The 25,087-nt window shown below is 45.1% G+C and carries 22 protein-coding genes; 11 read left to right on the top strand and 11 right to left on the bottom strand.

Annotated features, from left to right (window positions below; all coding sequences use genetic code 11):
* Positions 1-5 precede the first annotated feature (5 nt).
* Positions 6-1,826 (top strand): excinuclease ABC subunit UvrC, encoded by a 1,821-nt coding sequence (gene uvrC, locus VL525_RS12390; protein WP_325386967.1) that lies wholly within the window; start codon positions 6-8, stop codon positions 1,824-1,826.
* 101 nt (positions 1,827-1,927) lie between these two features.
* On the opposite strand, the gene gldN is transcribed toward uvrC, so the two are convergent.
* The 6 genes from gldN to VL525_RS12360 all read right to left on the bottom strand — a co-directional run bounded on the left by gldN (position 1,928) and on the right by VL525_RS12360 (position 8,676).
* Entirely contained in the window at positions 1,928-2,887 is a 960-nt protein-coding gene (gene gldN, locus VL525_RS12385) for a gliding motility protein GldN (RefSeq protein WP_325386965.1), read from the bottom strand.
* Between the two features lie 7 nt (positions 2,888-2,894).
* Positions 2,895-4,436 carry a gliding motility protein GldM gene (gene gldM, locus VL525_RS12380; protein ID WP_325386963.1) on the bottom strand — a complete coding sequence of 514 codons (1,542 nt, stop codon included), beginning with the start codon at positions 4,434-4,436 and terminating at the stop codon, positions 2,895-2,897.
* A gap of 41 nt (positions 4,437-4,477) precedes the next feature.
* Positions 4,478-5,278 (bottom strand): gliding motility protein GldL, encoded by an 801-nt coding sequence (gene gldL / locus VL525_RS12375; protein WP_325386961.1) that lies wholly within the window; start codon positions 5,276-5,278, stop codon positions 4,478-4,480.
* Between the two features lie 45 nt (positions 5,279-5,323).
* The gene (locus VL525_RS12370; protein WP_325386959.1) at positions 5,324-6,649 is read right to left on the bottom strand and encodes an SUMF1/EgtB/PvdO family nonheme iron enzyme; all 1,326 of its coding nucleotides are present in this window, start codon (positions 6,647-6,649) and stop codon (positions 5,324-5,326) included.
* Positions 6,650-6,913: 264 nt separating this feature from the next.
* A complete protein-coding gene (locus VL525_RS12365; RefSeq protein ID WP_325386957.1) occupies positions 6,914-7,672 on the bottom strand; it encodes a uroporphyrinogen-III synthase in 759 nt (252 codons plus the stop codon).
* 26 nt (positions 7,673-7,698) lie between these two features.
* A complete protein-coding gene (locus VL525_RS12360) occupies positions 7,699-8,676 on the bottom strand; it encodes a DUF4271 domain-containing protein (protein ID WP_325386956.1) in 978 nt (325 codons plus the stop codon).
* A gap of 112 nt (positions 8,677-8,788) precedes the next feature.
* On the opposite strand from VL525_RS12360, the gene hemW reads away from it, so the two are divergent.
* From hemW to VL525_RS12345, 3 genes are all read left to right on the top strand, one after another.
* Complete coding sequence (gene hemW, locus VL525_RS12355; protein WP_325386954.1) at positions 8,789-9,910, top strand: radical SAM family heme chaperone HemW; 1,122 nt, start codon at positions 8,789-8,791, stop codon at positions 9,908-9,910.
* A gap of 135 nt (positions 9,911-10,045) precedes the next feature.
* Positions 10,046-10,594, top strand: a complete 549-nt coding sequence (locus VL525_RS12350; protein WP_325386952.1) for a fasciclin domain-containing protein — start codon at positions 10,046-10,048, stop codon at positions 10,592-10,594.
* A 179-nt stretch (positions 10,595-10,773) separates the two neighbouring features.
* Positions 10,774-11,655 (top strand): cupin-like domain-containing protein, encoded by an 882-nt coding sequence (locus VL525_RS12345; RefSeq protein ID WP_325386950.1) that lies wholly within the window; start codon positions 10,774-10,776, stop codon positions 11,653-11,655.
* 39 nt (positions 11,656-11,694) lie between these two features.
* On the opposite strand, the gene VL525_RS12340 is transcribed toward VL525_RS12345, so the two are convergent.
* From VL525_RS12340 to VL525_RS12325, 4 genes are all read right to left on the bottom strand, one after another.
* Positions 11,695-12,864: an alpha/beta hydrolase-fold protein gene (locus VL525_RS12340; protein WP_325386948.1), complete on the bottom strand. Its 1,170-nt coding sequence runs from the start codon at positions 12,862-12,864 to the stop codon at positions 11,695-11,697.
* Between the two features lie 10 nt (positions 12,865-12,874).
* Entirely contained in the window at positions 12,875-14,317 is a 1,443-nt protein-coding gene (locus tag VL525_RS12335) for an alpha/beta hydrolase (RefSeq protein ID WP_325386946.1), read from the bottom strand.
* A gap of 112 nt (positions 14,318-14,429) precedes the next feature.
* Positions 14,430-15,239, bottom strand: coding sequence for a helix-turn-helix domain-containing protein (locus VL525_RS12330; RefSeq protein ID WP_325386944.1), 810 nt, complete (start codon positions 15,237-15,239; stop codon positions 14,430-14,432).
* A 266-nt stretch (positions 15,240-15,505) separates the two neighbouring features.
* Positions 15,506-15,925, bottom strand: coding sequence for a nuclear transport factor 2 family protein (locus VL525_RS12325; RefSeq protein WP_325386942.1), 420 nt, complete (start codon positions 15,923-15,925; stop codon positions 15,506-15,508).
* A gap of 81 nt (positions 15,926-16,006) precedes the next feature.
* Here VL525_RS12325 and VL525_RS12320 point away from each other — a divergent pair, with 81 nt between their 5' ends.
* From VL525_RS12320 to VL525_RS12295, 6 genes are all read left to right on the top strand, one after another.
* Entirely contained in the window at positions 16,007-16,885 is an 879-nt protein-coding gene (locus VL525_RS12320; RefSeq protein WP_325386940.1) for a carbohydrate kinase, read from the top strand.
* Positions 16,886-17,062: 177 nt separating this feature from the next.
* Positions 17,063-18,160 (top strand): vWA domain-containing protein, encoded by a 1,098-nt coding sequence (locus tag VL525_RS12315; RefSeq protein WP_325386938.1) that lies wholly within the window; start codon positions 17,063-17,065, stop codon positions 18,158-18,160.
* Between the two features lie 40 nt (positions 18,161-18,200).
* Positions 18,201-19,706, top strand: coding sequence for a sigma 54-interacting transcriptional regulator (locus tag VL525_RS12310; protein ID WP_325386936.1), 1,506 nt, complete (start codon positions 18,201-18,203; stop codon positions 19,704-19,706).
* A 17-nt stretch (positions 19,707-19,723) separates the two neighbouring features.
* Positions 19,724-20,995: a metallophosphoesterase gene (locus VL525_RS12305; RefSeq protein ID WP_325386934.1), complete on the top strand. Its 1,272-nt coding sequence runs from the start codon at positions 19,724-19,726 to the stop codon at positions 20,993-20,995.
* 31 nt (positions 20,996-21,026) lie between these two features.
* Positions 21,027-21,914 carry a hypothetical protein gene (locus VL525_RS12300; RefSeq protein WP_325386932.1) on the top strand — a complete coding sequence of 296 codons (888 nt, stop codon included), beginning with the start codon at positions 21,027-21,029 and terminating at the stop codon, positions 21,912-21,914.
* Positions 21,914-22,486, top strand: coding sequence for a pentapeptide repeat-containing protein (locus VL525_RS12295; RefSeq protein ID WP_325386930.1), 573 nt, complete (start codon positions 21,914-21,916; stop codon positions 22,484-22,486). The genes VL525_RS12300 and VL525_RS12295 overlap by 1 nt, the downstream gene beginning before the upstream one ends.
* A 39-nt stretch (positions 22,487-22,525) precedes the next feature.
* Here VL525_RS12295 and VL525_RS12290 read toward each other — a convergent pair whose 3' ends face one another.
* Positions 22,526-24,370, bottom strand: a complete 1,845-nt coding sequence (locus VL525_RS12290; RefSeq protein ID WP_325386928.1) for a CocE/NonD family hydrolase — start codon at positions 24,368-24,370, stop codon at positions 22,526-22,528.
* A 63-nt stretch (positions 24,371-24,433) separates the two neighbouring features.
* On the opposite strand from VL525_RS12290, the gene VL525_RS12285 reads away from it, so the two are divergent.
* Entirely contained in the window at positions 24,434-25,054 is a 621-nt protein-coding gene (locus tag VL525_RS12285) for a class I SAM-dependent methyltransferase (protein WP_325386926.1), read from the top strand.
* Positions 25,055-25,087: the final 33 nt, after the last annotated feature.

Genomic DNA, 25,087 nt, shown 5'->3' with positions numbered 1-25,087 from the left:
ACCTAATGACTAATAGTTTCGATTACAGGGAGGCGTTAAAAAAAATCCCGCATAAACCGGGTGTATACCAGTTTTGGGATACGGATAAGGAACTGATATATATTGGCAAGGCCAAGGATCTGCGCAACCGGGTAACGTCCTATTTCAATAAGGATACACAGGTGAATGCCAAGACACGTGTGCTGGTATCTAAAATACGCAACATCACTTTCACCATTGTAGATACCGAAATAGACGCGTGGCTGCTGGAGAACAGCATGATCAAAAAGCATCAGCCAAGGTACAACGTGATGCTAAAGGATGATAAGACTTACCCCTGGATCATCATCAAAAACGAGAATTTCCCGCGCATATTCTGGACACGCCGCATTGTACGCGACGGCTCGAAATACTTGGGGCCTTATGCTTCGGTAAGTATGATGCACGCCATATTGGGGCTGATCAAAGAAACTTATCCGTTGCGCACCTGTAACCTGGCACTTACCCGGCAAAATATCGATGCCGGAAAGTTTAAGGTTTGCCTCGAATATCAATTGGGTAACTGCAAAGGGCCCTGCCAGAATTATCAGACCGAAGCGGATTATGAACATAATATCGAGGAGATAAAGGACATCTTGAACGGCAAGATAGGTGCTGTATTGCGCAACATGAAAGCCGATCTGGATGCGGCAGTTGCAAGCCTCAACTTTGAAGCCGCCCATAAACTGAAACGTAAATTCGACCTGCTGGAAAATTACCAGAGTAAATCGACGGTGGTCAATTCATCCATAACCGATGTGGATGTGTTCAACATCGCATCGGATGAGAAATATGCCTTTGTCAATTTCCTGAAGGTGATGAACGGCACCATCATCCAAACGCAAACCATCGAGCTGAAAAAGCGCCTGGATGAAAGTGATGAAGAGTTGCTTACTTTGGCTATATCAGAATTCAGGAGCAGGTATAACAGCCATTCAAAAGAAGTGATCGTGCCATTCCACCCGGATATTGATGATGATCGGATCAAATTCACCGTGCCCAAACTTGGCGAAAAGAAAAAGCTGCTCGATCTTTCCCACAAGAATGTGTTATTCTTTAAAAAAGAGAAGATAGATCAGTACGAAAAGCTAAACCCTGAAGTGCGTACCGAGCGGTTGCTGACCGTGATGATGAAAGACCTCAGGATGAACCAATTGCCGCGGCATATCGAGTGTTTTGACAATTCGAACTTCCAGGGCAAATACCCGGTATCGGCTATCGTTGTGTTTCGTGACGGGAAACCATTCAAGAAGGACTATCGCCACTTCAACGTAAAAACCGTTGAAGGGCCTAACGATTTTGCCACCATGGAGGAAGCCGTGCACCGCCGTTATCGCCGAATGCTGGATGAAGGTTCCGAGCTTCCTCAACTGATCATTATCGACGGCGGCAAAGGGCAACTATCGTCAGCCGTAAAAAGCCTGAAGTTATTGGGGATAGATAAACAGGTAACCGTTATAGGCATAGCAAAACGGCTGGAGGAATTGTATTATCCCGGCGACCAATACCCTCTATATCTTGATAAAAAGTCAGAAACGCTCAAGATCATCCAGCAATTGCGCGATGAAGCGCACCGGTTTGGCATTACCTTTCACAGGAAGAAACGTGACAAGGGTACCTTAGCTACCGAGCTTGAACTGATAGAAGGCATAGGGAAAACATCCGCAGACAAGTTGCTGAAGTACTTTAAGTCGGTAAAAAAAATACGCAATGCGACAGAAGAAGAATTGCTTGAGGTAGTTACCAAAAAGCAGGCAGTTGCAATAAGGAGTTATTTTGGAGAAGCTGCCGTAAACACTCAACCTTAATTTAAAAAATCAACGACGACGTAATTTATTACAAAAAGAAAAAGTCTCAAGCCGTTATCCGGCTCAAGACTTTCCTCTTATAAGTTAGGGCTATTTTTATTTTAGTATTGCCAAAGGTTGAGTTCCCAATCCATCAGCTGTTTTTTCACTTTTTCCGATTCATACAGCTTGTCTATACCCTGCGCGTAATCCTTGATACGTTCGTCTTTATCATTGGATACTTTCACAATATAGCTGGTGAATATCCTTTTCATAAATACGTCGTCGAAACTAAGGCCGGTATTGTCATTGCTGCGGTCAACCGCTTCTTTAGTAGCCAGAATAGGGCGTGCGTCCGGGAAATATATCCAGAAAGCGGGCTGGTAATCAAGGCTAAGGCCCGTTACATTTTGCTTAACCATAGGCGCGATGCCGATAATGCGAGGTTCGAATATTGAACGCTGGCGGTCAAATATCCAATCTTCCTTGATACGGAATTTAACAATGCTATCAGGGTTAAACTGGCCCGGCTGCATGGTCGAACCGATCTTGTCACCGGTATTTTTATCAAATTTATCTACCAGTACGCTATCTGCCATTTTTGATTTAGCCTGTGCAGCCGTCAATGGTCTGGCAAATGCATCACCATCAGGATCTTCTTTACTTGGATTAGCGTCGTAGGCAGTTAATTCGCCCGCTGCTACGGCATCCATCAAAATATCGATAAGGCGTTGTTTCGGCGAAGCCAGATATTGGTTCATTTTTTCACGAACATCTATCTCGCGCCATACGCGCTTTGCATAAGCCACATCCGATTCACGAACGTTTGCGTAAGGTGTAACCCTGGCGTTCAGGATATTGGTCTTTTTGTAATATCCGTCAAGCGGCCTGTCAAACGGTTTTGCGGGCGCAGCAGATGCCTGTTGTTTTTTAGTCGTATCAACGGCTGTTTTGGCACCGATGTTGCCGGCTTGCTGTTGTGTGGTTGTTGGCTTTGAGGTGGTCTTTTTAACCTTCTTACGCTGGGCAAACGCACCCGCACACGCCAAACAAAGTACAATAACTAAAAATCTCTTTTTCATAATCCTTTTAATTTGCCGATAATACTATCGGGTCCAATCCACGTTGTGTACCATCCGGGCCAACGGCAACAATATCTTTAAAGACAACTGTCGATCCGGGGGCAATTGTGCTCATCGCCGCACGCATCTGGCTTGTCAATTCCGAGCCGCTGGTCGAATATATGATCGGATCCTGGCGCGGTTTAATTACTAAGAGCGTAAAGCGGGTCACGTTAAATTTCGCATCGAAATCAAAATTATCCAATTTCGCAAAAACCCTGTCCTGCGCTTTTAAATTAGCAGCGCTTGTATTGCCGCCGCTTTTACCCGCAAATTGCGGTTTTGGGTCGGGTATACGTTTTACACGGAATTTGGTTGCACCTAACACCGTTGTTTTCCCTGGCGCTATTTCGCCCGATACCGTTATGACGTCGTTGTCAGTTATCGAATTCACGGTAGCGATATAATGCCCGGCTGAACCTGATAAAGAGCCTGCCGACATGCTTACATGCAATTTCTCTTTCGCTATACCCGGAGCAGAAACCGAAATAGGGTTTGGCACACCTATATACAACACGTTCATCTTGTCAGGAGATACAACTGCTGATGGTTTTGCGACCATGTAAGTTTGAGGCGGAGTTGAATAGGTTTTATAGGTACCGTCTGTTTGCTTAACTTTTATAGTACCTACCCAGGTATGAACACCTTCGCTGCCGGTACTACCTGAATATTTACCCTTACCGCCTTCTGTTGGAAGTCTTGAACCATCAACGGTAACCTCGGGGCTTGATTTTGAGTCTGATGCTGTCAGGAAAACATCTGCCGTATAAGGTTGCCCAACCAAAACGTAACTTGTAGGCGCAACGGCAACGGCATTGAACTGGTCGAGATTTACCTGAGCCTGGTCAACTTTTCCTAATAGCTTTTTTACAATTTCATTCTCCGAGTTCTTAACGTCTGATTGTATCTTGATCAGGGCCGTCATAGCAGCGCCCATTGGTATACCTTCACCAAAATTTGCCTGTTCCCAATCTTTTGTAGGGAAACCCGCTTTGGGTTTCGGCTGGGTTGCACGTAAAGCCAGGTTAACACCTATACGGTCGCGTGGGTCGAGTAGCGCGATCAATGAATCTCTTGTCGCGTCAATTTTTTTATGCAGATCGTATGCGTTTTTCCTGCGGTCAACCATCAGGTCGACAGAGTAATCCAAACCTTCACGTCCTTTATAATCGCCGGTAGCTGCATCCATGCCACCGGATTCCTTAATCAACGTATTTTTTAACGATTCGATATAGTTATCCAGGTTGTCAGACAGTTGTTTGGCTTTCAGCGCTTTTGCATATGGCACTTTTGCTCTTTCCGGCTCATCCTTCAGCTTTGTTTTTTCAAATGAGCCAAAAGCGTTGGTTATACCGGTTTGTACGTTAGTTTTTGAAGCGTTTAAGCTATCGCCAATATTTTTAAATGAGTCCAGCAAATTCTCCGGTACGTCAAGGGCTATAAGGCCCAATAGTACCAGGTATAGGATACCTATCATTCGCTGTCTTGGGGTTTCTTTACCGCCGGCCATTTTATCTTATTTATTCGTTTGTAGGGTCGTTATTAAATCAATTATGAACGTGGCTGGCTCATTGCCGACAGCATGTTACCATAAATAGAGTTCAGCGTGCTCAAATTCTTGGACAGGCGTGCAACTTCTGTTTTGAATTGCTGTGAATCTTCCAGCGACTCGGTGAAGTTTTGCATAGTTGAAGCCATACTGGTATAGAATTTATTCATCGATTTCAGATGCGAGCTCGAATCCTGCAGTTCCAGTTCATACACTGCGTTCAATGCCGACAGGTTTTTCGCCAGGTTATTTACCTGTTCGTGATAAGCCTTAGAGTCGATATTTGAATTAGCCATTTCGGATAGGTTGGCCGATGCTGCTTCAAAAGCGTTGCTTAGTTTATCATAGCTTGCGCTTGCTGTTTTCACTTTTGATGAGAATTCGCTTGTAGCAGCGCCTGCGTCGGCAACTTTTGAAATGTTCGCCACCTTATCACCGAAGGTTCTCAGACCTTCGCCAAGGCTGCCGATCAATTCAGGGCCTATTTTAGCATCGTCCAGCATTTTATCCAGTGCTGCGGTGCTTGATGAGCCTCCGATGCCGCGTGTAGTTGCGGTTGGCAGTTCACCTTTAAAGTCTTCTTTTAACTCAGGATAAACCCTGGTCCAATCCACATGCGCTTCCTCTGCCTCTCTTTGAAAACCTAAAAGGAAAAACAGGGCTGCTTCTGTTGTAAGACCTGCGGTGATAAACAGGGTGCCGTAAGGCCAGTGCTGTATCTTGAACAACAATCCGATGATTACAACTGTTGCACCCCAAGATACGATATTGGTGATTCCGTAAGGTTTTTTCTTGCCTTCCATTTTAGTAGAATAATTAAAATTTAATTTAGTGGATTATAATTTTTATTAGTGTTTGTCTTTAATGTCGCGGCCAAGGTAATGCGTCACGCAACGGAAGCCGATGTATGATTTTGCAGTATCCTGGTATTCATAAGTACGGGTAGCATTTTGCAGGAAATACCCTACATCTTTCCACGAACCGCCTCTTACTACTTTGCGTTTCAGCGCCGGTGGATCACCAGCTTTGGCATCATAAGTAAAATTCGGGTTAAGGTCGTGTGTAAAAGTTGAAGCCGATTCGTCAAACGCTGTCAAGGTCCATTCGGCCACGTTACCGGCCATGTTATACAGACCGAAGTCGTTTGGAAAATACGAACGCACATTTACGGTATAGGCACCACCGTCGTCGCTGTAGTTGCCACGACCTGGCTTAAAGTTTGCCATCAGGCAGCCCTTTGCGTTTTTGATATATGGACCGCCCCATGGGTAATCGGTACCTACCCTGCCGCCGCGCGCTGCATATTCAAATTCAACCTCAGTTGGCAAAGTATAGGTTAACCGGTGCGGTAAGCCACGCGATTGTTTATAGTTTTCGTTGTAGCGTGTGCGCCACACGTTAAATGCGCGCGCCTGGCGCCAGGTAACTCCCACAACGGGGTAGTTACGATAGGCAGGATGCGAAAAGTAACCTTCTACCATCGGCTCGTTAGCGGCGTATGAAAAGTCGGACAGCCAAACCAGTGTATCAGGATATACCGGAACAGTATCGCGGTAAATGAAATCTGACCGGTGTTTGGATTTGTCATTCTTGTAATCGGCAGCTTCGCGCAGGTTGACAATTGAATAGTTATATTTTAACAGGCGTACATCCAATTCATTGCGATCGAATATACGATCATCACCCTGGTAATACATTCCCTGCAATTTGGCCATATTAGGTGTGTTCCCTTTCCTGTTCGCGTCAAACGAAATAGGATAGCGCTTTACATAGGCCCAGTTAATATATTTTTTGCCGTTATTGGTATTACCTGCAGCTTTAGGCTTTATAAAGTACTTAGGATCGTTAAGATAGTTAGTTATTGCTATTGAGTCGCGCACCCATTGTACAAACTGCTTGTATTTAGTGTTTGATACTTCGGTTTCATCCATAAAGAATGCCGACTGGGTAACCTGTTTAGTTTGCGCTAACTGTGCGAAAGTAACATCCTGATCGGTTTGCCCCATTAAAAAGGTACCAGCCGGTATATAAACCATGCCGTATGGAACCTCGGCTCTAAAGGACCTTTGGGGTATTCCGGTCAACTCGCCCCTGTCACCTGTGCCTTTTTTGCCGCAACCGCCAAGTACCACACTTCCGGCCAAAACCACTATTAAAAAGTAAATCTGCTTCATTTTTAAATCAATCAGTTATTTGAATATAACGCAATATGACCTCTACTAATATATTAATTTTACTTTAAGCAAAACGTTAAATGTTCTTTTATATGTAAAGTTCTCGTCATACTCCATAGCAAAAATATAAATTAATAGTTTATTGCCATAAAAAAACGAAATAACTTATAATTAACCACTTATCGTTGTAGCAGTGTAATTATGAGGCATTATACGGCTTCGTGCTTTTGAAAGTTGCGGGCAAATTCCATAATTTACTATAAATTATTTGTTTACCATCTTTACATATTGTTCAATGGCCATGGTCATTGAAGGGGCACCTGGGGTTGGCGCAGGGATATCCAAAATAAGATCGGCATCCAGTACGGCTTTGTGAGTGGTGGCTCCAAAGGCGGCTATACGGGTGTTATTTTGCTTAAAATCAGGGAAGTTCTTGTAAAGCGACTGGATACTTGATGGGCTGAAAAATGCCAGCACATCGTAAAAAACGTCGGCCAGATCGGATAAATCGCTGCATACCGTACGGAACAATACTGCAGGGGTAAAATCGTAGCCATTATCCAGCAAAAATTTCTGCGTTTCTTCTGCTGCGACATCAGAGCAAGGATAAAGGAATTTTTCGCTTGAATGTTTTTTTAGTACCTCGGCCAGGTCTGAGGCGGTTTGCTTACCAAAAAATATTTTTCTTTTTCGGTACTGGATGTATTTTTGCAGATAAAGGGCGATGGTTTCTGAAAGGCAAAAGTATTTCATATCGACAGGCACCTCGAAACGCATTTCCTCGCAGATGCGAAAAAAATGATCGGCCGAGTTACGGCTCGTGAAAATAACAGCAGTAAAATCGGGCAGGTTTATTTTTTCTTTCCTGAAATCTTTCGCGGGTACACCTTCAACATGAATGAACGATCTGAAATCGATCTTTAGATTGTATTTCTTTGCCAGTTCGGAATAGGGGTTTTTGTCATTCTCGGGCTTTGGCAAAGTAACCAATATGCTTTTAACCTTTTTCTTTCTTTCTTCCAAAATACTTATATATAAAAACGTGACGCCTATATCTTTAATGCCTTGATCAAAATTAAAATAGGGCAAATTTCGAGGGCACAAAGATAGACAATTAAATAAAATTTATGAAATAGAATGTTAGAAATGATGCCTACGCTCCCCCGAAGGTACTGCCAAACGACGATTGCAGCTATGAGCACGAAGGCAAAAAACAACACATATTTTATCAGCGGATCAGGCAGCAGACTGAAGCAAAGGGAAACTGGCAAAAAGACAAAACCGATGTTAAAATAAGTGAGGTATGACACGGAAAGATATTCGCTGACTAGTTTACCGGTGCCGAAGACAAAACCGAGAAATTTAACGACAACGAACTTGACTGCAAACAATACAAGGATGATAAAAGTAAGCGAAAAGAATAACTGGGCCCCCCCTATAGTGTAGTATACATGCCTGTATGCCGAAAACTGGTAAAGAAACAGCCCGAATGTCAATGCGAACAACAGGAAGAGCGCAAGGAAGGTCCAGGAATTAATAACGCCATCGTCCTTGCTAACCTGGTTAAGCATTCGCTTACTGTAGAACGACTGCCATACGCTTTCGACATCTTTGCCCATAAAAAGGTTAAGGATGGCTGCGTAGATCAACAGAGCAAGGATAATGCCGATAACCCACCTGTCGCGTGAGGGGCGGCTGCTGCCTTCTTTGAGCAGGCTTTTTGATTTGGTGTGTATATCGAGGTAGTTGGTACCCTTGTACATATATTTTTGGATCAGGGTATCCATCAGCATGTCGTGCCGGGCGGGGTCTGCCGGGCGGATATATTGGGTAGCTAGCGAGTCCTGCACCAACTGGTCGTGTTGTTGCATCGCCTGGGCGACAGAATCAAGAAAAGGAAGATGCTGATTTTGCGCCGCACCGCGCGTTATTGTATCAACGCTTTTTGAAGTGTCTGATGCCTGCTGCGCGTAATTATTCACAGTAAAAAACAACATCAGCAAAAAGCACGCGGCTACAGATCGCATACGGAATAAATTCTCAATCAATACAAGGGCAAAGTTACCGTAATATTTGATTATAAAATTTAGAACGCATTAACTTTTTAGTTTAGTAAATTAATATACCGACTTTTGCCACATGGCAGGAATTTACATTCATATCCCCTTTTGCAAACAAGCCTGCCATTATTGTGATTTTCATTTCAGCACCTCGCTGGCATATAAGGATGATCTGCTGAAAGCTTTGACCCAAGAGATCAGTCTGCAAAAAAATTATCTCAATGGCGAAACCATCGAAACGATCTACTTCGGCGGTGGGACGCCATCTCTTTTGAATGGAGATGAGATCAATTCTGTCATTGGCACAATTACCAGCCTGCATACGGTATCACCTGACGCTGAGATAACTCTGGAAGCCAATCCGGATGATTTAGACAATAAAAAATTAAGGCAATTGCGGGATACTCCCGTCAATCGTTTCAGCATAGGCATACAAAGTTTTTTTGATGAAGATCTGCTTTGGATGAATCGCGCGCACCGGGCGGCAGAGGCAGAATCATCCGTAAAACGAGCACAGGATATGGGGTTTGAGAATATCACCGTCGACCTGATCTATGGTTATCCACTGCTTACCGACCAAAAATGGAAGACCAATCTTGATAAAGTTTTTGAACTGCAGGTGCCGCACGTATCATGCTATTCCATGACCGTGGAGCCGCGTACAGCACTGGCATCATCCATCAAAAAGAAAGTACAGCCGCCCATGAACGAAGGGCAGAGCGCCGAACAATTTTTATACCTGGCAAACGCCATGCAACTGCAGGGCTTTGAACATTATGAAATATCCAATTTTTGCAAGCCGGGCAATTATTCGCGACATAATACCAATTACTGGAAAGGTGTAAAATACCTGGGTATAGGGCCGTCGGCACATTCCTATAACGGCGAAACACGGCAATGGAACGTCGCCAATAATGCAAAATACATCCAGGGCATATATAGCGGAAATATCCCCGCTGAAATTGAGGTACTAACCGAGACCAACCGCCTGAACGAATACATCATGACCTCGCTGCGTACCATGTGGGGCCTCGACCTGGGTCAATTAAATACCATTGCTGCCGGTTCGTCAGATATCTTGTTAAAACTGACCGATGAGTTTTTCGGGAAGCAGTGGATACACCGCGAAAACGACGTTATTTACCTTACCCAAACCGGCAAGCTATACGCAGATCACATCGCTGCCGAGCTGTTTTTTTAGGTTCGCGCAACTACGAAAAATTCCCGTTTATAGTTTGAAAAAGCTTAAAACCTCAGGCTATTGGAATTACTGTGGGTTTTAAATCCGCGTACATAAGCCAGCCGTATCTCCTCACAAATAACTCAAACATTTAAAATGAAAAAACTAATAATCGCGGCGTTTGCTTTAGCAGCTATTGCAATTACGCCGAGGACTTATGCTCAAACCAAAATGGTAGGCGGTGCAGCCATGTACCCTACCAAAAACATCGTTGAAAATGCAGTAAACTCCAAAGACCACACTACGCTGGTGGCGGCGGTTAAAGCTGCGGGTTTGGTTGAAACGCTGGAAAGTGCGGGTCCGTTTACTGTATTTGCGCCAACCAACGAGGCTTTTAACAAACTACCTGCCGGTACGGTCGACAACCTGGTAAAGCCGGAAAACAAAGCAACACTGACCAAAATTTTAACTTACCATGTAGTTGCCGGAAAACTTAGTTCGGCCGACCTGATGGCTAAGATCAAAGAAGGCAATGGTAAAGCCGAACTGACAACAGTACAGGGTGGTAAACTTTGGGTAATGCAAAAAGGCAAAAAATTATACCTGAAAGACGAAAAAGGCGGCGAATCGTGGATCACTATTGCTGATGTAAATCAAAGCAATGGCGTTATCCATGTGGTGAATGCCGTATTAATGCCGAATTAATAGTTGGCTGTTTTAAGTTGACAATTTGCAAATTATGAAACTGGCAATTGCAAACTTGACAAGGCCCGGGCGAAAGCGTCCGGGCTTTTTTGTTTACAGCGTCATAATATTTACCCGTAGCAATTAGTTATCTGAAACCGCTATCTTTGCAGCTTTGCAAATAAGGATTTGAATTGTCTATGAGTTTTATACTAAAACCGATTGATACTGTAGAAAACATCAGTCCGGAAGATTTTACGGAAAATTACCTGAAGCCACGCAAGCCTTTGGTAATAAAAGGGCTCACTAAAAACTGGCCCGCCCGTGAAAAATGGACGCCTGATTATATGAAACAGGTGGTGGGCAATAAGGTGGTGCCGCTGTATGATAACTCGAAAGCAGATCCGTCAAAACCGATAAACGCCAAGGCAGCCGAAATGCCTTTTGATGAGTATATCGACCTCATCATGTCGCAGCCTACCGAATTACGCATATTCTTCTTCAATATTTTTAAGCAGGCCCCCCAACTGCTGGATGATATTATTTTACCTAAAGACCTGATGGGCGGTTTTTTGGAAAGCATGCCCGGCATGTTTTTCGGCGGATCGAACTCGGTTACTTTTTTGCACTATGATATCGATCTTCCGCATATTTTTCATACGCACTTTGTTGGCCGCAAGCATATTATTTTGTTTGAAAATAAGTGGAAGCGCCGCTTGTATTGCCTGCCGAACGCCACTTATGCTTTGGAGGATTATGATGTTGCCAACCCTGATTTTGAAAAATTCCCGGCGCTGAACGGCGTTGAGGGTATCGAACTATTTTTGGAACACGGCGACACCTTATTTATGCCTACCGGCTGGTGGCACTGGATGAAATATTTGTCCGGCTCCTACTCGCTTAGCCTGCGTGCATGGGATGCTTCTGTTACCCGCAAAGCGGCCAGCTTGTATAATCTCGCTGTCAAAGGTGGTGTTGACAGCCTGCTGAAGATGGCGCTGAAGGCTGACTATGCCCAATACCGCGAAAAAACGGCCATTAAATGGGCAAACAGGGCGCTGGCTAAAGGGCAGCCAAAATAGCATTTGCCGTAGAGACGCATAATTATGCGTCTCTACAATTCATTTCTTCATGTCATTCAATTTCCGCCGCGTGTCTGCGGTCTCATTCAAGCTCAGCGATTTTGAATAGGCTTTTATGGCATTTGCCTTATCACCACGATCCGCATAATAATCCCCCAGGCTATCAAATGCATTCGAACTTTCAGGGTGATTATCGGTATTTCGTTTGAACAGTTTATAGGCAACGTCCCATTTTTTCTGCGCAAGACAACTGTATGCCAGCTCGTTCACCGTGTTTTCTGTCGGCTGAACGGTATAACCCAATTTTTCCGAGATCAATTGATAATGCGCGGCTAAAACTGAATCTTCGTTCAGCTCAGGGTGACCTATAAATTGGCTGGTGCGGAACTGGTAATAATCGAAAATATAACGTAGCGCATCATACTCAGATGTCAACTCAACTGTACCGTGCCGTTCATTCGGGTAAAACTTAGATGTCCAGTGCAGTCCCGGCGGTTTAGCGGCCTGCAAAATATGCACAAAGGGTATAACCGATTGTGGGATAGGCGAGATCACATTGGTGTCTTTCAAAATCGAGATGGTATCCATGCCGGCTGGAATATTGTTAGCTATCGCTATAAATAAGGATTTTTTGCTGAAATTATGTTTGGTTAATTCCGCTTCATATTTCTTTATCCAGCGTTGTGCGTCCCACCAAAGGCTTGCGTCGAGTGCTATATAAGCATTAAACAAATTGGTATGATTAAAAAAAGCATTCATCACCGTTAATCCACCCAGGGAGTGCCCGCTGAAGAGCCGGTATGGTGCCGTTGGGTAATGCGATTCGATATATGGCATTAGCTCTTTTTCAATGAAACCAATAAAATTCTCACCCCCTCCCGATTCGTTTGAGTTGGCCACGTGGGTCGGCGTCAGGTCGCGCTCCCTATTGGTATTGGTGATGCCAACCACAATCATGGGCGGGGTAACACCGCTCATCTGTTCGTCTATGGCTACAGCCGACTGGAAGTGTTCCTCGCCATCCAATATATACAATACCGGGTATTTTTCTGTTTTGTCGCCACGCGGCACATGCACCAGTACGGTGCGCCTTTCGCCAAGTATTTTTGAGTAGACGGTATCGGCCGTACCAATAGTTATCCGGTTATCTTTTTGGGCGAAGACGGACAGGGAGTTTATGGAGATTAAAAATATGATCAGTTTTTTCATATGCTACAGTTTAGTAAGTTATCACTTTTTTTCCATCGGGCTTTACTGGGGCATGCGGATTGGCCAAAAACTGCGCAATCAGCTGGTCCCCTTCCCGGGTGTTTAATGTTGGTGCGTGTGTTTTGTCTGTAAAAAGCAGGCGTTGACTATTGGGCATATAATGGTGGATGAGGTCGTTATAATATGGCCTGCAATACGGGTCGGTGTCGCCCGAACCAAGTAGCACCGGTATCTTCGAATAAACAGGTGCTTTGGCAATGGGGTCCACGGGCTTTACATTCCAGCAATTGCAAATAGGATGATCGACATTATTAAAATGAAAGCCGGCCAGGTAAGGAAAAAAATCGTCCTGCTTGTCAATTACTTGCTGACTGGCATACGCCATCTGCTCGGAACAATACATGGAATACCGCATACCGTTCGACGTGTTGCCCGAGCTAAAAATGCCGTCAAAATATTCCTTCATATAAGCCCGGTGCTTACCGGCAATCAATTGGTTAATGATATAAGGTAAATTTTTTAATTCGCTGTTACTTTGCAATTTGTTCACCAGAACATCCAGCAATTCATCACGGTTGTACCTGATGTGGATACTATCCTGCTTATCCTTTTCTTTATAGTTGAGGTAAAAGTTTTTATCGCCGATGGAAGAAAAATATTGCTGGAAACGCTGTTTCATATTACCATATAAGGCTTTATCCGTCGAATCCCTGTCGCAATTGCTGAATATTTTATTGAAGGCTTCGTTGATACTGAACATGGCGTCCTCCTCGTAATTAACAAAGCCTGGCAAAGCCGAATCAAGCACAACCGACCGGATATGCTGTGGGTAATTGCGCATTACGGTCATCATCAATCCGCCGCTATAGGATATGCCTATGAGGTTGATCGAATCGATCTTCAGCGCCCGGCGCAAGTCCTCGATATCTGCCGCGTTTTCGATGGTATTATATGCGGACAGGTCGATGCCCTGCGCCGTCAGCCTTTTCCGGCAGGCTCTTACGCCGACCAGGACCATACTATCCCTGTTCAAATTCCTACGATACGCTTCTTTGATCGCGTCATTCACCTCAAAACAATCTAAACGCGGCAGGGCAAATTCTGTTCCGCGTTGTTCAAAGGCGATATAGTCGCGGTCTTTGATGAAAGCACGATTGTGGATGAACCTTACCCCGCGTAACGAGCTTGCCCCCGGACCGCCTGCCGTATACAAAACCGGATCCTTGTGTTTATCAGGGTTTTTGCTTTCGACATAAATAAAAGGAAGCTTAATAGTTTTACCGTTCGGTTTGTTGCGGTTTTCAGGCACGATGAGATAAGCACAGGTCGTTTTCAGGCTATCCGATTTAAAAGCACAGTCGCAGGGCTCTATCTTCGGCGTATAGCCTTTTTGCTGCGCGAAAGCTAATTGCTGAAAAAGCATGAGTATGGATATCAGTATAATGCGTCTCATTATCAATTTATCTTTTCAGCAAAATAACGGCATTGGATAAATGGATTTTAGTAAAAAACGGACAATCTGCCTCACCCCCAACCCCTCTCCGGGGCTTTTAATGTATGTCTTATCAGGCCGCGTGCTCCGTCAACTTGTTCCCGGTAAAATTCACTACCTCTTTGTAAAAATGACTCATATCATAATAGCCGAAATCGTAAGGGGTAAATGTTTGTTTATGATTGACATAAGCCGTCAGCGCGGTGCGGGCGCGAAGAATGGAGAAGTAGTTTTTAGGCGGCAAACCCACCACCCGGTTAAAATAGCGGTTGATGGTTTTGGAGCTGACGAACATTTTTTCGGCCATTTGGCTGGTGTTCAGCAGCATGCCGGCGGCCTCGTACCGGTCGATACAATCGTGCACAAAACGTAAATAATGATCTTCCTGTCGTCGGTGTTTAAAAGCATTTAACAGGTATTGCTGCATCAGCAGGCAGCGTTCCTCAAATGACAATGGCCGCCGTATATCCCGGAGCAGCTTATTGGGCAATATTTTTTGCAGACCGATTACCTGGTCGACACATTTTAACTGGCTGATACCCAACACAGCCTCGAGCCCGCCGGGGTGAAACTTGACCGTAAAAATATTATCTGACGGCGTATTGTACCTTTCTACGTTGGAATTGCGCAGAACCAGGATATCCTGATCTGCCTGTACGAAATGTTGTTTATTGCCTGACATTATGATATACGGTTCGCCAAGATTAATATAAAAGGTCGGCGTCCAGCTGGGGAACATTTTTATCGAGAAATGCTCGCCCGCGATATATTTCCTGGTGGCCTCGAAAGATGATTCGGAGAAAAACTCGATATGATCCGCCAGTTCGGGGCAAGCCGTACTGAAAGTGTAAATTTTACGGATGTTATCGAATATCTCCACCATTAATAATAAGACGGGGAATTAGGGGAATCGTTACAGTATTTTTCCTTTCCGTTCTTCCTATAGCGACTGGTTTTAGATCAGGGTATTCGAATACAGCAGATCGTCAACAGGGTTAACATGGTTAACACAATTTTAGCTAATTTGATATTAATTAATTGATTATCAATATTTTAATAAAATACCATGTTAACCATAAATATTATAATCCAGGCATTAGTAGCCCACTGGTAAAGTTCATTCTCAATCTCATATCAACCTCTCAAATATCAGGAAGTATGATCACAAACTATCTTCCACTCACCATCTATCTTGCGGAACCATAGGGTAAAATAACCACCCGGTTCGTCCTTCTCCCGTTTCAGTTTCCAGCCGCCCATCACAAAGGCATTAGACGGGTCGAGTATCTTAACCTGGATAATATCGAATGTCAATTGCCCCATAGCGGCCCGGTTGGGGTAGCCTTTTTTATAATGATCGAGCGTGGTTTGCCAGCCATAAACCGGTGCTGTTTTACCTACGAACATCAGCGAATCAGACTTCCAGTAGCCCTGCATAAAACCTTCAATATCGGCGCGGTTCCAGGCATCCTGCTGGGTGCTTAGTACTTTCATTATGGCGTCCTTATCCTGCGCACGGCACACCGTTAAGCAGAGTAAGAAAAAGGGGATCACGATCATTCTTTTCATGCTCTAAAATAAGTAAATTATGTGCAAAAAGATTTTAGCTTTGCGGATGACCGCCGATGCGCGGTTTTAACCTTTATACCTATGGACAAACATGTTTTGTGCTTCGGCGAGGTGCTTTGGGATACATTCGACGATGGCAAAAAGCCCGGCGGCGCGCCCATGAATGTAGCCATGCACCTGGCGCAACAACAGGTAAATGTGGCCTTTGCAAGTCGGGTTGGCGACGATGAGGCAGGCGATGAACTGGTTGAGTTCCTGAAAAGGAACAACCTGTTCTCTGACCTTATTCAGCGCGATCCGCAATTGCCAACCTGCGAGGTTACCGTGGAGCTTGACGAACAACAACACGCCACTTACATCATACCCCAGCCGGTATCCTGGGATAATATTCAGTTAGATAATGCTTTGGTACAAAGCGCTGTTCATGCGTCGGCTATTGTATTTGGGAGCCTCGCCTGCCGCGACGAAACGACCCGGGACACGTTGCTAAACCTGCTGAATGAAACCCAGGCGCTCAAAATATTCGACGTGAACCTGCGCGCGCCCCATTACACCTTATCTACCATAGAAACATTAACCGCCAGGGCCGATGTGGTGAAGATGAATGAGGACGAAGCAAAGCTGCTTATCGGCGGCAGCAAGGCTGACCTGCGGGATATGATGAACGAGTTCAGATCGAAATATCACCCAAAAACCATCGTAGTGACCCGGGGCGAACATGGCGCTATTGTTTGGCACGATCATGAGTTTTACGACTCGCCGGGCTGCCCCGCTTCCGGTGGTGATACCGTTGGTGCCGGCGACTCGTTCCTGGCAACTTTTATAGCCGGCTTACTCGCAGGTGAAAACCTGCAAAGTGTGGTAGATAAAGCCTGCTCTGTCGGGGCATTTGTGGCCAGCAAGCGGGGAGCGAATCCGCCGTATGATGAGCATATCCGGAAGCTGCTGAGGTTGAAATAAGTTCGCACTTATTAGTTGGCAGCTGGCAATAATCATCCGTGTAGCATGCAAGTTGCAACCCGTCAATTGTAAACTAACAAAGCAACTGTCACAGCAAGCTAACATTTCCGTTGCAGAGGACCTGTTTTCAAACTTTTAAATGATTTTATCCGTTACTTTATATCTGAAAGGATAAATATGCGCGGTTACGGGTTTTCGAAGTTCACCCCTAAACAACTACCAAAAGGCGGGTTTGATGAATTATTAAAGCTATTTCTTGAATTGCTCAACTATACTTCGGGCGATGCCGGCGAAGCTCTGGCCTGGATGAACGAGCTGGACAAGCAATACAATGTTACCAATGACGAATATGGCATGGGTAACTTCATCGACGACCTGAAGCAGAAGGGCTACCTGGACGAGGACAATCAAACCGGCGAATTCAATATCACGGCTAAAACCGAGCAAAGCATCCGCCAGTCGGCTTTGGAGGAAATATTTGGTAAGCTGAAACGATCGGGTAAGGGTAACCACCGGTCGCCGCATTCGGGGCAGGGAGATGAACGGAACGCGGAACGCCGTGAATATGAGTTTGGCGACAGCCTGGAGCAAATAGACATAACCCAGTCCATCCACAACGCGCAAATCAATCATGGCATCAACGATTTTATGATGACCGAGCGCGACCTGGAAGTGGAGGAAATGGATTATAAAACGCTGACCTCGACGGTGCTGATGATCGATATTTCGCACTCCATGATCCTGTACGGTGAGGACCGGATAACGCCCGCCAAAAAAGTAGCCATGGCGCTGGCCGAGCTGATTCGCACCAAGTACCCGAAAGATACACTGGATATCGTGGTTTTTGGGAATGATGCCTGGCCCATTGCTTTAAAGGACCTGCCTTATTTACAGGTGGGCCCTTATCATACCAATACCTATGCCGGCCTGGAGCTGGCTACCGATCTGCTTCGGCGCCGAAAGACGCATAACAAGCAGATATTTATGATAACCGACGGCAAGCCTACCTGCCTGAAGGAAGGCACTAAATATTATAAGAACAGTATCGGCCTCGACCGTAAAGTGGTGAATAAAACGCTGAACATGGCTGCCCAGTGCAAGCGGTTAAAAATACCGATCACCACATTTATGATAGCCAAAGACCCTTACCTGCAACAGTTCGTCCGTAAGTTTACGGAAACCAACGGCGGCAAGGCGTTTTACAGCTCGCTGAATGGCCTCGGCGAATATATTTTTGAAGATTACATCCGTAACAGAAGAAGGACCGTGCGTTGATGTGCAAATGTGCAGATCAATTACTAATGACAATTGACTAATGAATAAAAAGACAGCTATAAAAACCTTAGGGGAATTAAAAAGATCGGACTATAAAAGCAGGTCGGTAAAAGATGAATTACGCCAAAACCTGATTGCGCAACTCCAAAAAAAAGAGGGAGGGTTTGAAGGCATCATCGGTTTTGAAGATACCGTTATCCCCGATCTGCAAACAGCTATTTTATCGAGGCATAATATTTTGCTGCTCGGTTTGCGCGGGCAGGCCAAAACCCGCATAGCACGGCTAATGGTGAATTTGCTCGACGAATATATTCCCTATATAGAAGGTTCTGAATTATTTGACGACCCTTTGCAACCAATTTCATGGTATGGGCACAACGAAGTTCAAACCAAAGGCGACGACACCCCGATAGCCTGGTTGCACCGTTCCGAACGTTACACCGAAAAGCTGGCCACACCTGATGTTACCGTTGCCGACCTTATCGGCGATGTTGACCCCATCAAGGCCGCCACCATGAAACTGCATTATTCGGATGAACGCGTGATACATTTCGGGCTGATACCGCGTGCCCACCGGGGCATTTTTGTGATCAATGAACTGCCCGACCTACAGGCACGTATCCAAGTTTCGCTATTCAATATATTGCAGGAGAAAGACATCCAGATACGCGGTTTCAAACTGCGCCTACCACTTGATCTGCAATTCGTGTTTACGGCCAACCCAGAAGATTACACCAATCGCGGGTCCATCGTAACACCGTTAAAAGACCGTATCGAAAGCCAGATATTGACGCATTATCCGCGTTCGATAGAAGTTTCGCGCAAGATAACCCAGCAGGAAGCATTGCTTTCTGCGGAGCAGAAATCGAAGATCGAAGTGGATGGTTTGGTGAAAGACCTGATCGAACAGATCGCTTTTGAAGCACGGAATTCGGAATATATCGATAAAAAATCCGGTGTTTCCGCAAGGCTTACTATATCCGCTTATGAGAATTTAGTGAGCAATGCGGAAAGGCGCATGATCATTAATGGCGAGACATCGACCTTCGTTCGTATTACCGATTTTTTGGGCGTGATACCTGCTATCACCGGCAAAATAGAACTGGTGTACGAGGGCGAATTGGAGGGCCCTGCCAAAGTAGCCAACATGCTGATAGGCAAAGCCGTGAGGACACTGCTGCTACAATTTTTTCCTGACCCTGAAAAGGCAAAAAAATCGAAAACGCCAAATCCATACGCCGAGATCATCAACTGGTTCAGCGATGCCAATACCGTTCTGCTTGATGATAATTTACCTTTCGAAGAATATAAAAATAATCTCAATTCGGTAACAGGTCTTAAGGAACTGGTAAAAAAGCTGCACCCCAGCCTTACGACCAACCAGCAACTATTGCTGATGGAATTCGTACTACATGGCCTTGCAGAATTTTCGCAGCTCAACAAAGGGTTCCTGGATAATGGCTTTGCTTTTTCGGATATGTTCAATAGTCTTTTTAACTTAGAGCCGGATGAAGACGACCTGGATATTGATGACGACAGGTATTAAGTTACCGCTGGCTTAGCATGGAATCGCAATCTCTTACTGTATTTCTTATTTGTATTGGCGTTATTGCCATTGACTTTTATCTTTTTCCCGGCATGCGCCTGGGTTTAAAAAAGTGGAAGTTCACGCAAGGGAAACCTTTTGCCTGGACATACTGGAGCCTGTCCATCATCATAACCGTTGGCGTAGCTATCGGCGTTTTTGCCAAAATGCACCTCGGTATTCGTGCCGCTTTTTTGCTGGCCTTTTTCCTTTTGTTTATATCGAAAGTGATGTTTTTGCCTTTTATCCTGGCAGATGATATCCGGCGGATCATTCTAAAGCTAAAACAACCAAAAAAAACTACGTCACCAAAGGCGCCCGAATCCAATACTATCCCCCGTTCCGAGTTCCTGATGAAAGCGGGCCTTTTAGCCGGTTCGGTGCCACTTGCCGGAATGGTTTATGGCGCTATATCGGGCGTGTATGATTATCGCGTACATCATCAAAAGTTATACCTGCCTAATCTGCCCAAAGCATTCGATGGCATCAAACTGGGCCAGATATCCGACATCCATTCCGGCAGCTTTTATAATAAAAAAGCGGTAACCGGCGGCGTGGAAATGCTGATGCGTGAGAAGGCCGATTTTATTTTCTTCACCGGCGATTTGGTCAACAAACGTTCGAAAGAAATGTATGAATACCAGGACCTTTTCAGCAAAGTGAAGGCCCCACTTGGTGTTTTCTCCAGTCTTGGTAATCATGATTACGGCGATTACTGGGATTGGCCGGATGAAGCTGCAAAACTGGCCGACTTTAACAAGCTGGTAGCCACCCATAAAAATATGGGCTGGGACCTGCTCCGCAATGAGAACCGCAGGCTTAAAGTTGACGGTGAAGAAATAGCCATTATCGGCGTCGAGAACTGGGGCTCCATCAGCCGCTTTCCGCGGCGCGGAAGGCTTGACCTGGCGACGAAAAATACTGATGACCTTCCGGTAAAATTGCTTCTTTCACACGACCCCTCGCACTGGCGGGCACAGGTATTGCCGGACTATAAGCAAATCGACGTGATGTTCTCGGGCCATACACACGGTATGCAATTTGGCGTGCGAGCCGAAAATTTCCAATGGAGCCCTATAGAATACATTTACCCGGAATGGGCGGGGTTATACCGCCATGGAGATCAGCAGATCTATGTAAATGTGGGTTACGGCTTTTTAGGTTATCCCGGAAGGCTTGGAATATTGCCCGAGATTACGATATTTGAATTAAAAGCTTCCGCCGACCCATCGTTACAAAAAAAGGCTTAAAACACCCCGGCAAAGCATTTTTCATTTACCAATGAAGAAACTTTTGCAGCCTGCGTTCGACTTTTTGCTTTTCAGTAATATCTTTATGGGGCTGTGTGCCGTTGCCCAGGGCCTGCTTACGTTGTACCTTATTGGCGCAAAGCCCATATATCCGGTTGCCGGCCTGTTGTTTACCTCGACGCTCGGTATTTACAATTTCTGTATCCTGGTGAGTAAGCCGGAGGCGCCTGAAAAATCGCCATATAAACGGGTACGCTGGTTCTTTGGCCATTACAGGCTGATGGTTACTATGACTATCGTTTCCATCCTGTCGCTGGTTCCATTGTTCTTCCTGGTTTCCAGTTCATCGCGGATATTACTCATTTTTTTAGGCACTATTTCCTTTGCTTACGGCTTGCCATTATTCGCCATGGGCGATAAAAAGTTCGGCCTGCGCAATATACCGGGGCTAAAACTATTCCTGATAACCCTGGTATGGACCATGAGTTGCGTGCTGCTGCCGGTATTGGAAGCGCAGGACGGCCAGCAGATCGTGATATCGATGCGCGACACTACCATACTCATTGCAAAAAGGTTCCTGTTCATCGCTGCAATTGCGATCCCGTTCGATATCCGCGACTTGTTCGAGGATAAGCAATTAGGCCTTAAAACAATAGCCGTGGCCTGGGGCGAAAAGAATGCCTACCTGTTTTGCGAGATCCTGCTCGGTGGATATGTGGTATTGCTATTCCTATTTAAACACCGGGGGCTTGACACCAACTTTATAGCGCTCACATTAAGTATTGCGCTTAGCGGCTGGCTTATCTTCAAATCGAAATGGGAAAAGAATGAATATTACTACTTCTTTTTCCTGGATGGTGTACTGATATTACAATATCTTTTTGTGATCGCATTCGACCACCTTAGTATTTATTTGTGATGACCGAAGTATTTGTCGACAATGAAACTTTTGACAAAGTTGATCTTAAAACCAATCCTCTAAAAAAAGGGGAATATGAAAGCTGTAGTTTTAAGAATTGCGACCTGTCCGACGCCGACCTATCCGGCATAAAATTCCTGGAATGCGATTTCATCAATTGCAACTTGAGCCTGGTCAACCTGCGGGACACTTCACTACAAGACATCAAATTTAAGGATTGCAAAATGCTGGGGCTGCGGTTTGAACAGTGCAATAAATTCAACCTGTCGTTCAGCTTTGATAATTGCCAGGTTAACCATTCCTCCTTTTACCAGGTCAAACTGAAAAAAATTCGTTTCAAAAACACACAGCTACAGGAGTCGGATTTTACGGAATGCGATCTGACCGGGGCTATTCTGGACAATTGTGATCTTGCCCGCTCGACCTTTGAAAATACCATATTAGAACAAGCCGATCTGCGAACTTCTTATAATTACGCCATCGACCCGGAAATTAACCGCATCAAAAAGGCAAAGTTCTCCCTGCACGGGCTGCCGGGTTTGTTGGGGAAATATGATATTGAGATAGAGTAAGGGAGACCTACGAAGTTTTTGAAGCTTCGTAAGTCCTATTTATTCCATCACCGGCAAACTGATACACGATGCTGCACCGGTTGTATGATAGATCATTTCTGTAGCCTTCTGATAATCGCTTTCTTTCGCTTCAAAAATATTGGGAACATATTTCTGCGGATTTCGGTCGATGATCGGGAACCAGGTGCTTTGTACCTGCACCATGATCTTATGGCCTTTTTTGAACACGTGGTCTATTCCGTGCAAATCAATGCTAACCAGCTCAGGTTTGCCTGGGATCATCGGTTCTGGTTTGGAAAAACTCTTCCTGAACCTGGCACGGAAAACATCGCTCGCCACCATCAATTGGTAACCGGACATTTTTAATTCCTTTTTATACTCCTGCGGATAAACGTCTATCAGCTTCACTACATAATCTGCATCCGTCCCTGATGTAGCGGCATAAAGTTTGGCCAGCAGGTTGCCGGTAACCGTTATATCAGATGTCAAAGTATCCGTTTCCCAACTTAGCACATCTGGGCGGTTGTGTACAAAGCGCTGATCCTCCGTCAACCAGAAATACCATTCTGAACCGGGACCGTAAGTTTCCTGAATCGGGCGTGCGCGGTACGGCACCGGCTTCGCAGGGTCGGACACATAGCTGTCAAATTTATTTTCGGCCGCAGTGGGCGCGTTGAACGATAGTTTGCCGTTTGAATGGAAATAAATGTTTTTGGTGGTCGATTCTTTTGGTGGCCATTTGGTGTAGCTTTTCCATTGGTTGGAGCCTGTCTGAAAAGTGATCGCTTCTGCAAAATTGCCGTCACCTTTACCCTTCAAATGGTATGCAAACCACTTAGCCTGTATCTCTTTGCGGAAATAAGGGCCGGTCTTTTGCCCGTCAAAGCTGACATTCCCCAGGCGGCTACCCTCGCCGCCGGCCCATCCGCCATGACGCCACGGGCCTATCACGATGAAATTACGATTATGCCTGTCCTGCTTTTCCAAAACTTTATAAGCGGCTTGCGGCCCCACCATATCCTCCTGGTCCCACCAGCCACCAACATGCTGTATAGCTATCCGGGGCGAATCAAGCCGGTAAGGAAGCGACTGACGTTTCCAATATTCATCATAATTGGGGTGTTCAATAAAAGCATTCCAACTGGGCAACTTACCGTGCACGTATTTTTTGTTAATATTAGATAATGGGCCCAGCTTTAAATACCAATCATAGGTATCGTAATTTCCAAACTGGAACAGCGAATCCGTTTTGGAAATCTCCTCCATAAAAGCATATTCAAAGGCGTAACTGAGGCGGAATGCTCCATTATGATGCAGGTCATCGTTCAAAAACATATCCGAAGGTGTTGCCTGTTCAGATACTGCCACCATAGCCGGATGCGGGTCGGATGCGGCAATTATAGACGTCCAGCCATCATAGGATATGCCCAACTCTCCTGCCTTGCCGTTATTATTGGGTACATTTTTCAGCAGCCAGTCAATCGTATCATAAGTATCGGTAGCCTCGTCAATAGCTTTTGGATCCTTCTTATCTCGTCCCATGCGCGACATCTCATATTTTCCTTCAGAGAGATATCTGCCTCGAATATCTTCATAAACAAAAATATAACCGTCGTCCGCCATATCTTTAACGTAAGTGGATTTATCAGGACTGGAGGTGTGACTTACTCCATAGGGCGTACGCTCTAAAAGGAACGGCAACTTCTCTGTTTGATTTTTTGGGGTGAAGATGACGGCATGCAGCTTTATGCCGTCGCGCATGGGTATCATTACCTGCTTGCGTTCGTATTTATCCGTATCAGGCTTAGCTTGATGGGCGTATACAGCAAAAGTGCAGAGCAGCAACAGGGCCGATACAAGGCTGTGGGTAACAAATGCTTTCATAGTAATTCGGAGTTGGCTGCATTAAATATAGGAACAATCCTGTAATTTACCCTTTATTCAAATATGGCAGCCAACTATAATAATTCCGCCTGGTTTTACGATAAACTCTCAAGGCTTATTTATGGCAAGTCACTGGTAAAAGCCCAGGTGTACCTGCTGGACAGCATCCCGCCCGGCTGCAAGATATTGATCGTAGGTGGCGGTACGGGTTGGATACTAGAGGAAATAGCCAAAGTTCATTCCGCCGGATTAAAGATAACCTATGTTGAAGTGGCGGTTAACATGATGGCGCTTTCAAAAAAGCGAAATACTGCTAACAATGAAGTCAATTTTATAAATGATGCTGTAGAAAATGTAAGTCTTACTGCTGGTTATGATGTAGTGATCACGCCTTTCCTGTTTGATAATTTTACAGAAGAAAATCTTCAAAAGATCTTCGATCACATCCATCAAAGCCTTAAGCCTGGCGGTGTATGGCTGAATACCGATTTCAGGCTTACGGGCAAATGGTGGCAGCGCATATTGCTTAAGTCGATGATCCTGTTTTTCAGGACGGTTTGCCGCATAGAAGCTACAAAACTGCCTGGGATTGAGCAATGTTTCGCAAAACAGGATTATATGACCATAAAGCAAAAGACTTTTTTTGGGGATTTTATCTTGTCAACGGTATACAAGCAAGCGTAAGATTTACGAAGTTTTTGAAACTTCGTAAATCTG

Origin of the sequence: Mucilaginibacter sp., assembly GCF_035492695.1 — a bacterium.
In the GTDB taxonomy this organism is placed as follows: domain Bacteria; phylum Bacteroidota; class Bacteroidia; order Sphingobacteriales; family Sphingobacteriaceae; genus Mucilaginibacter.
This window is presented reverse-complemented; position numbering and strand designations above follow the sequence as displayed.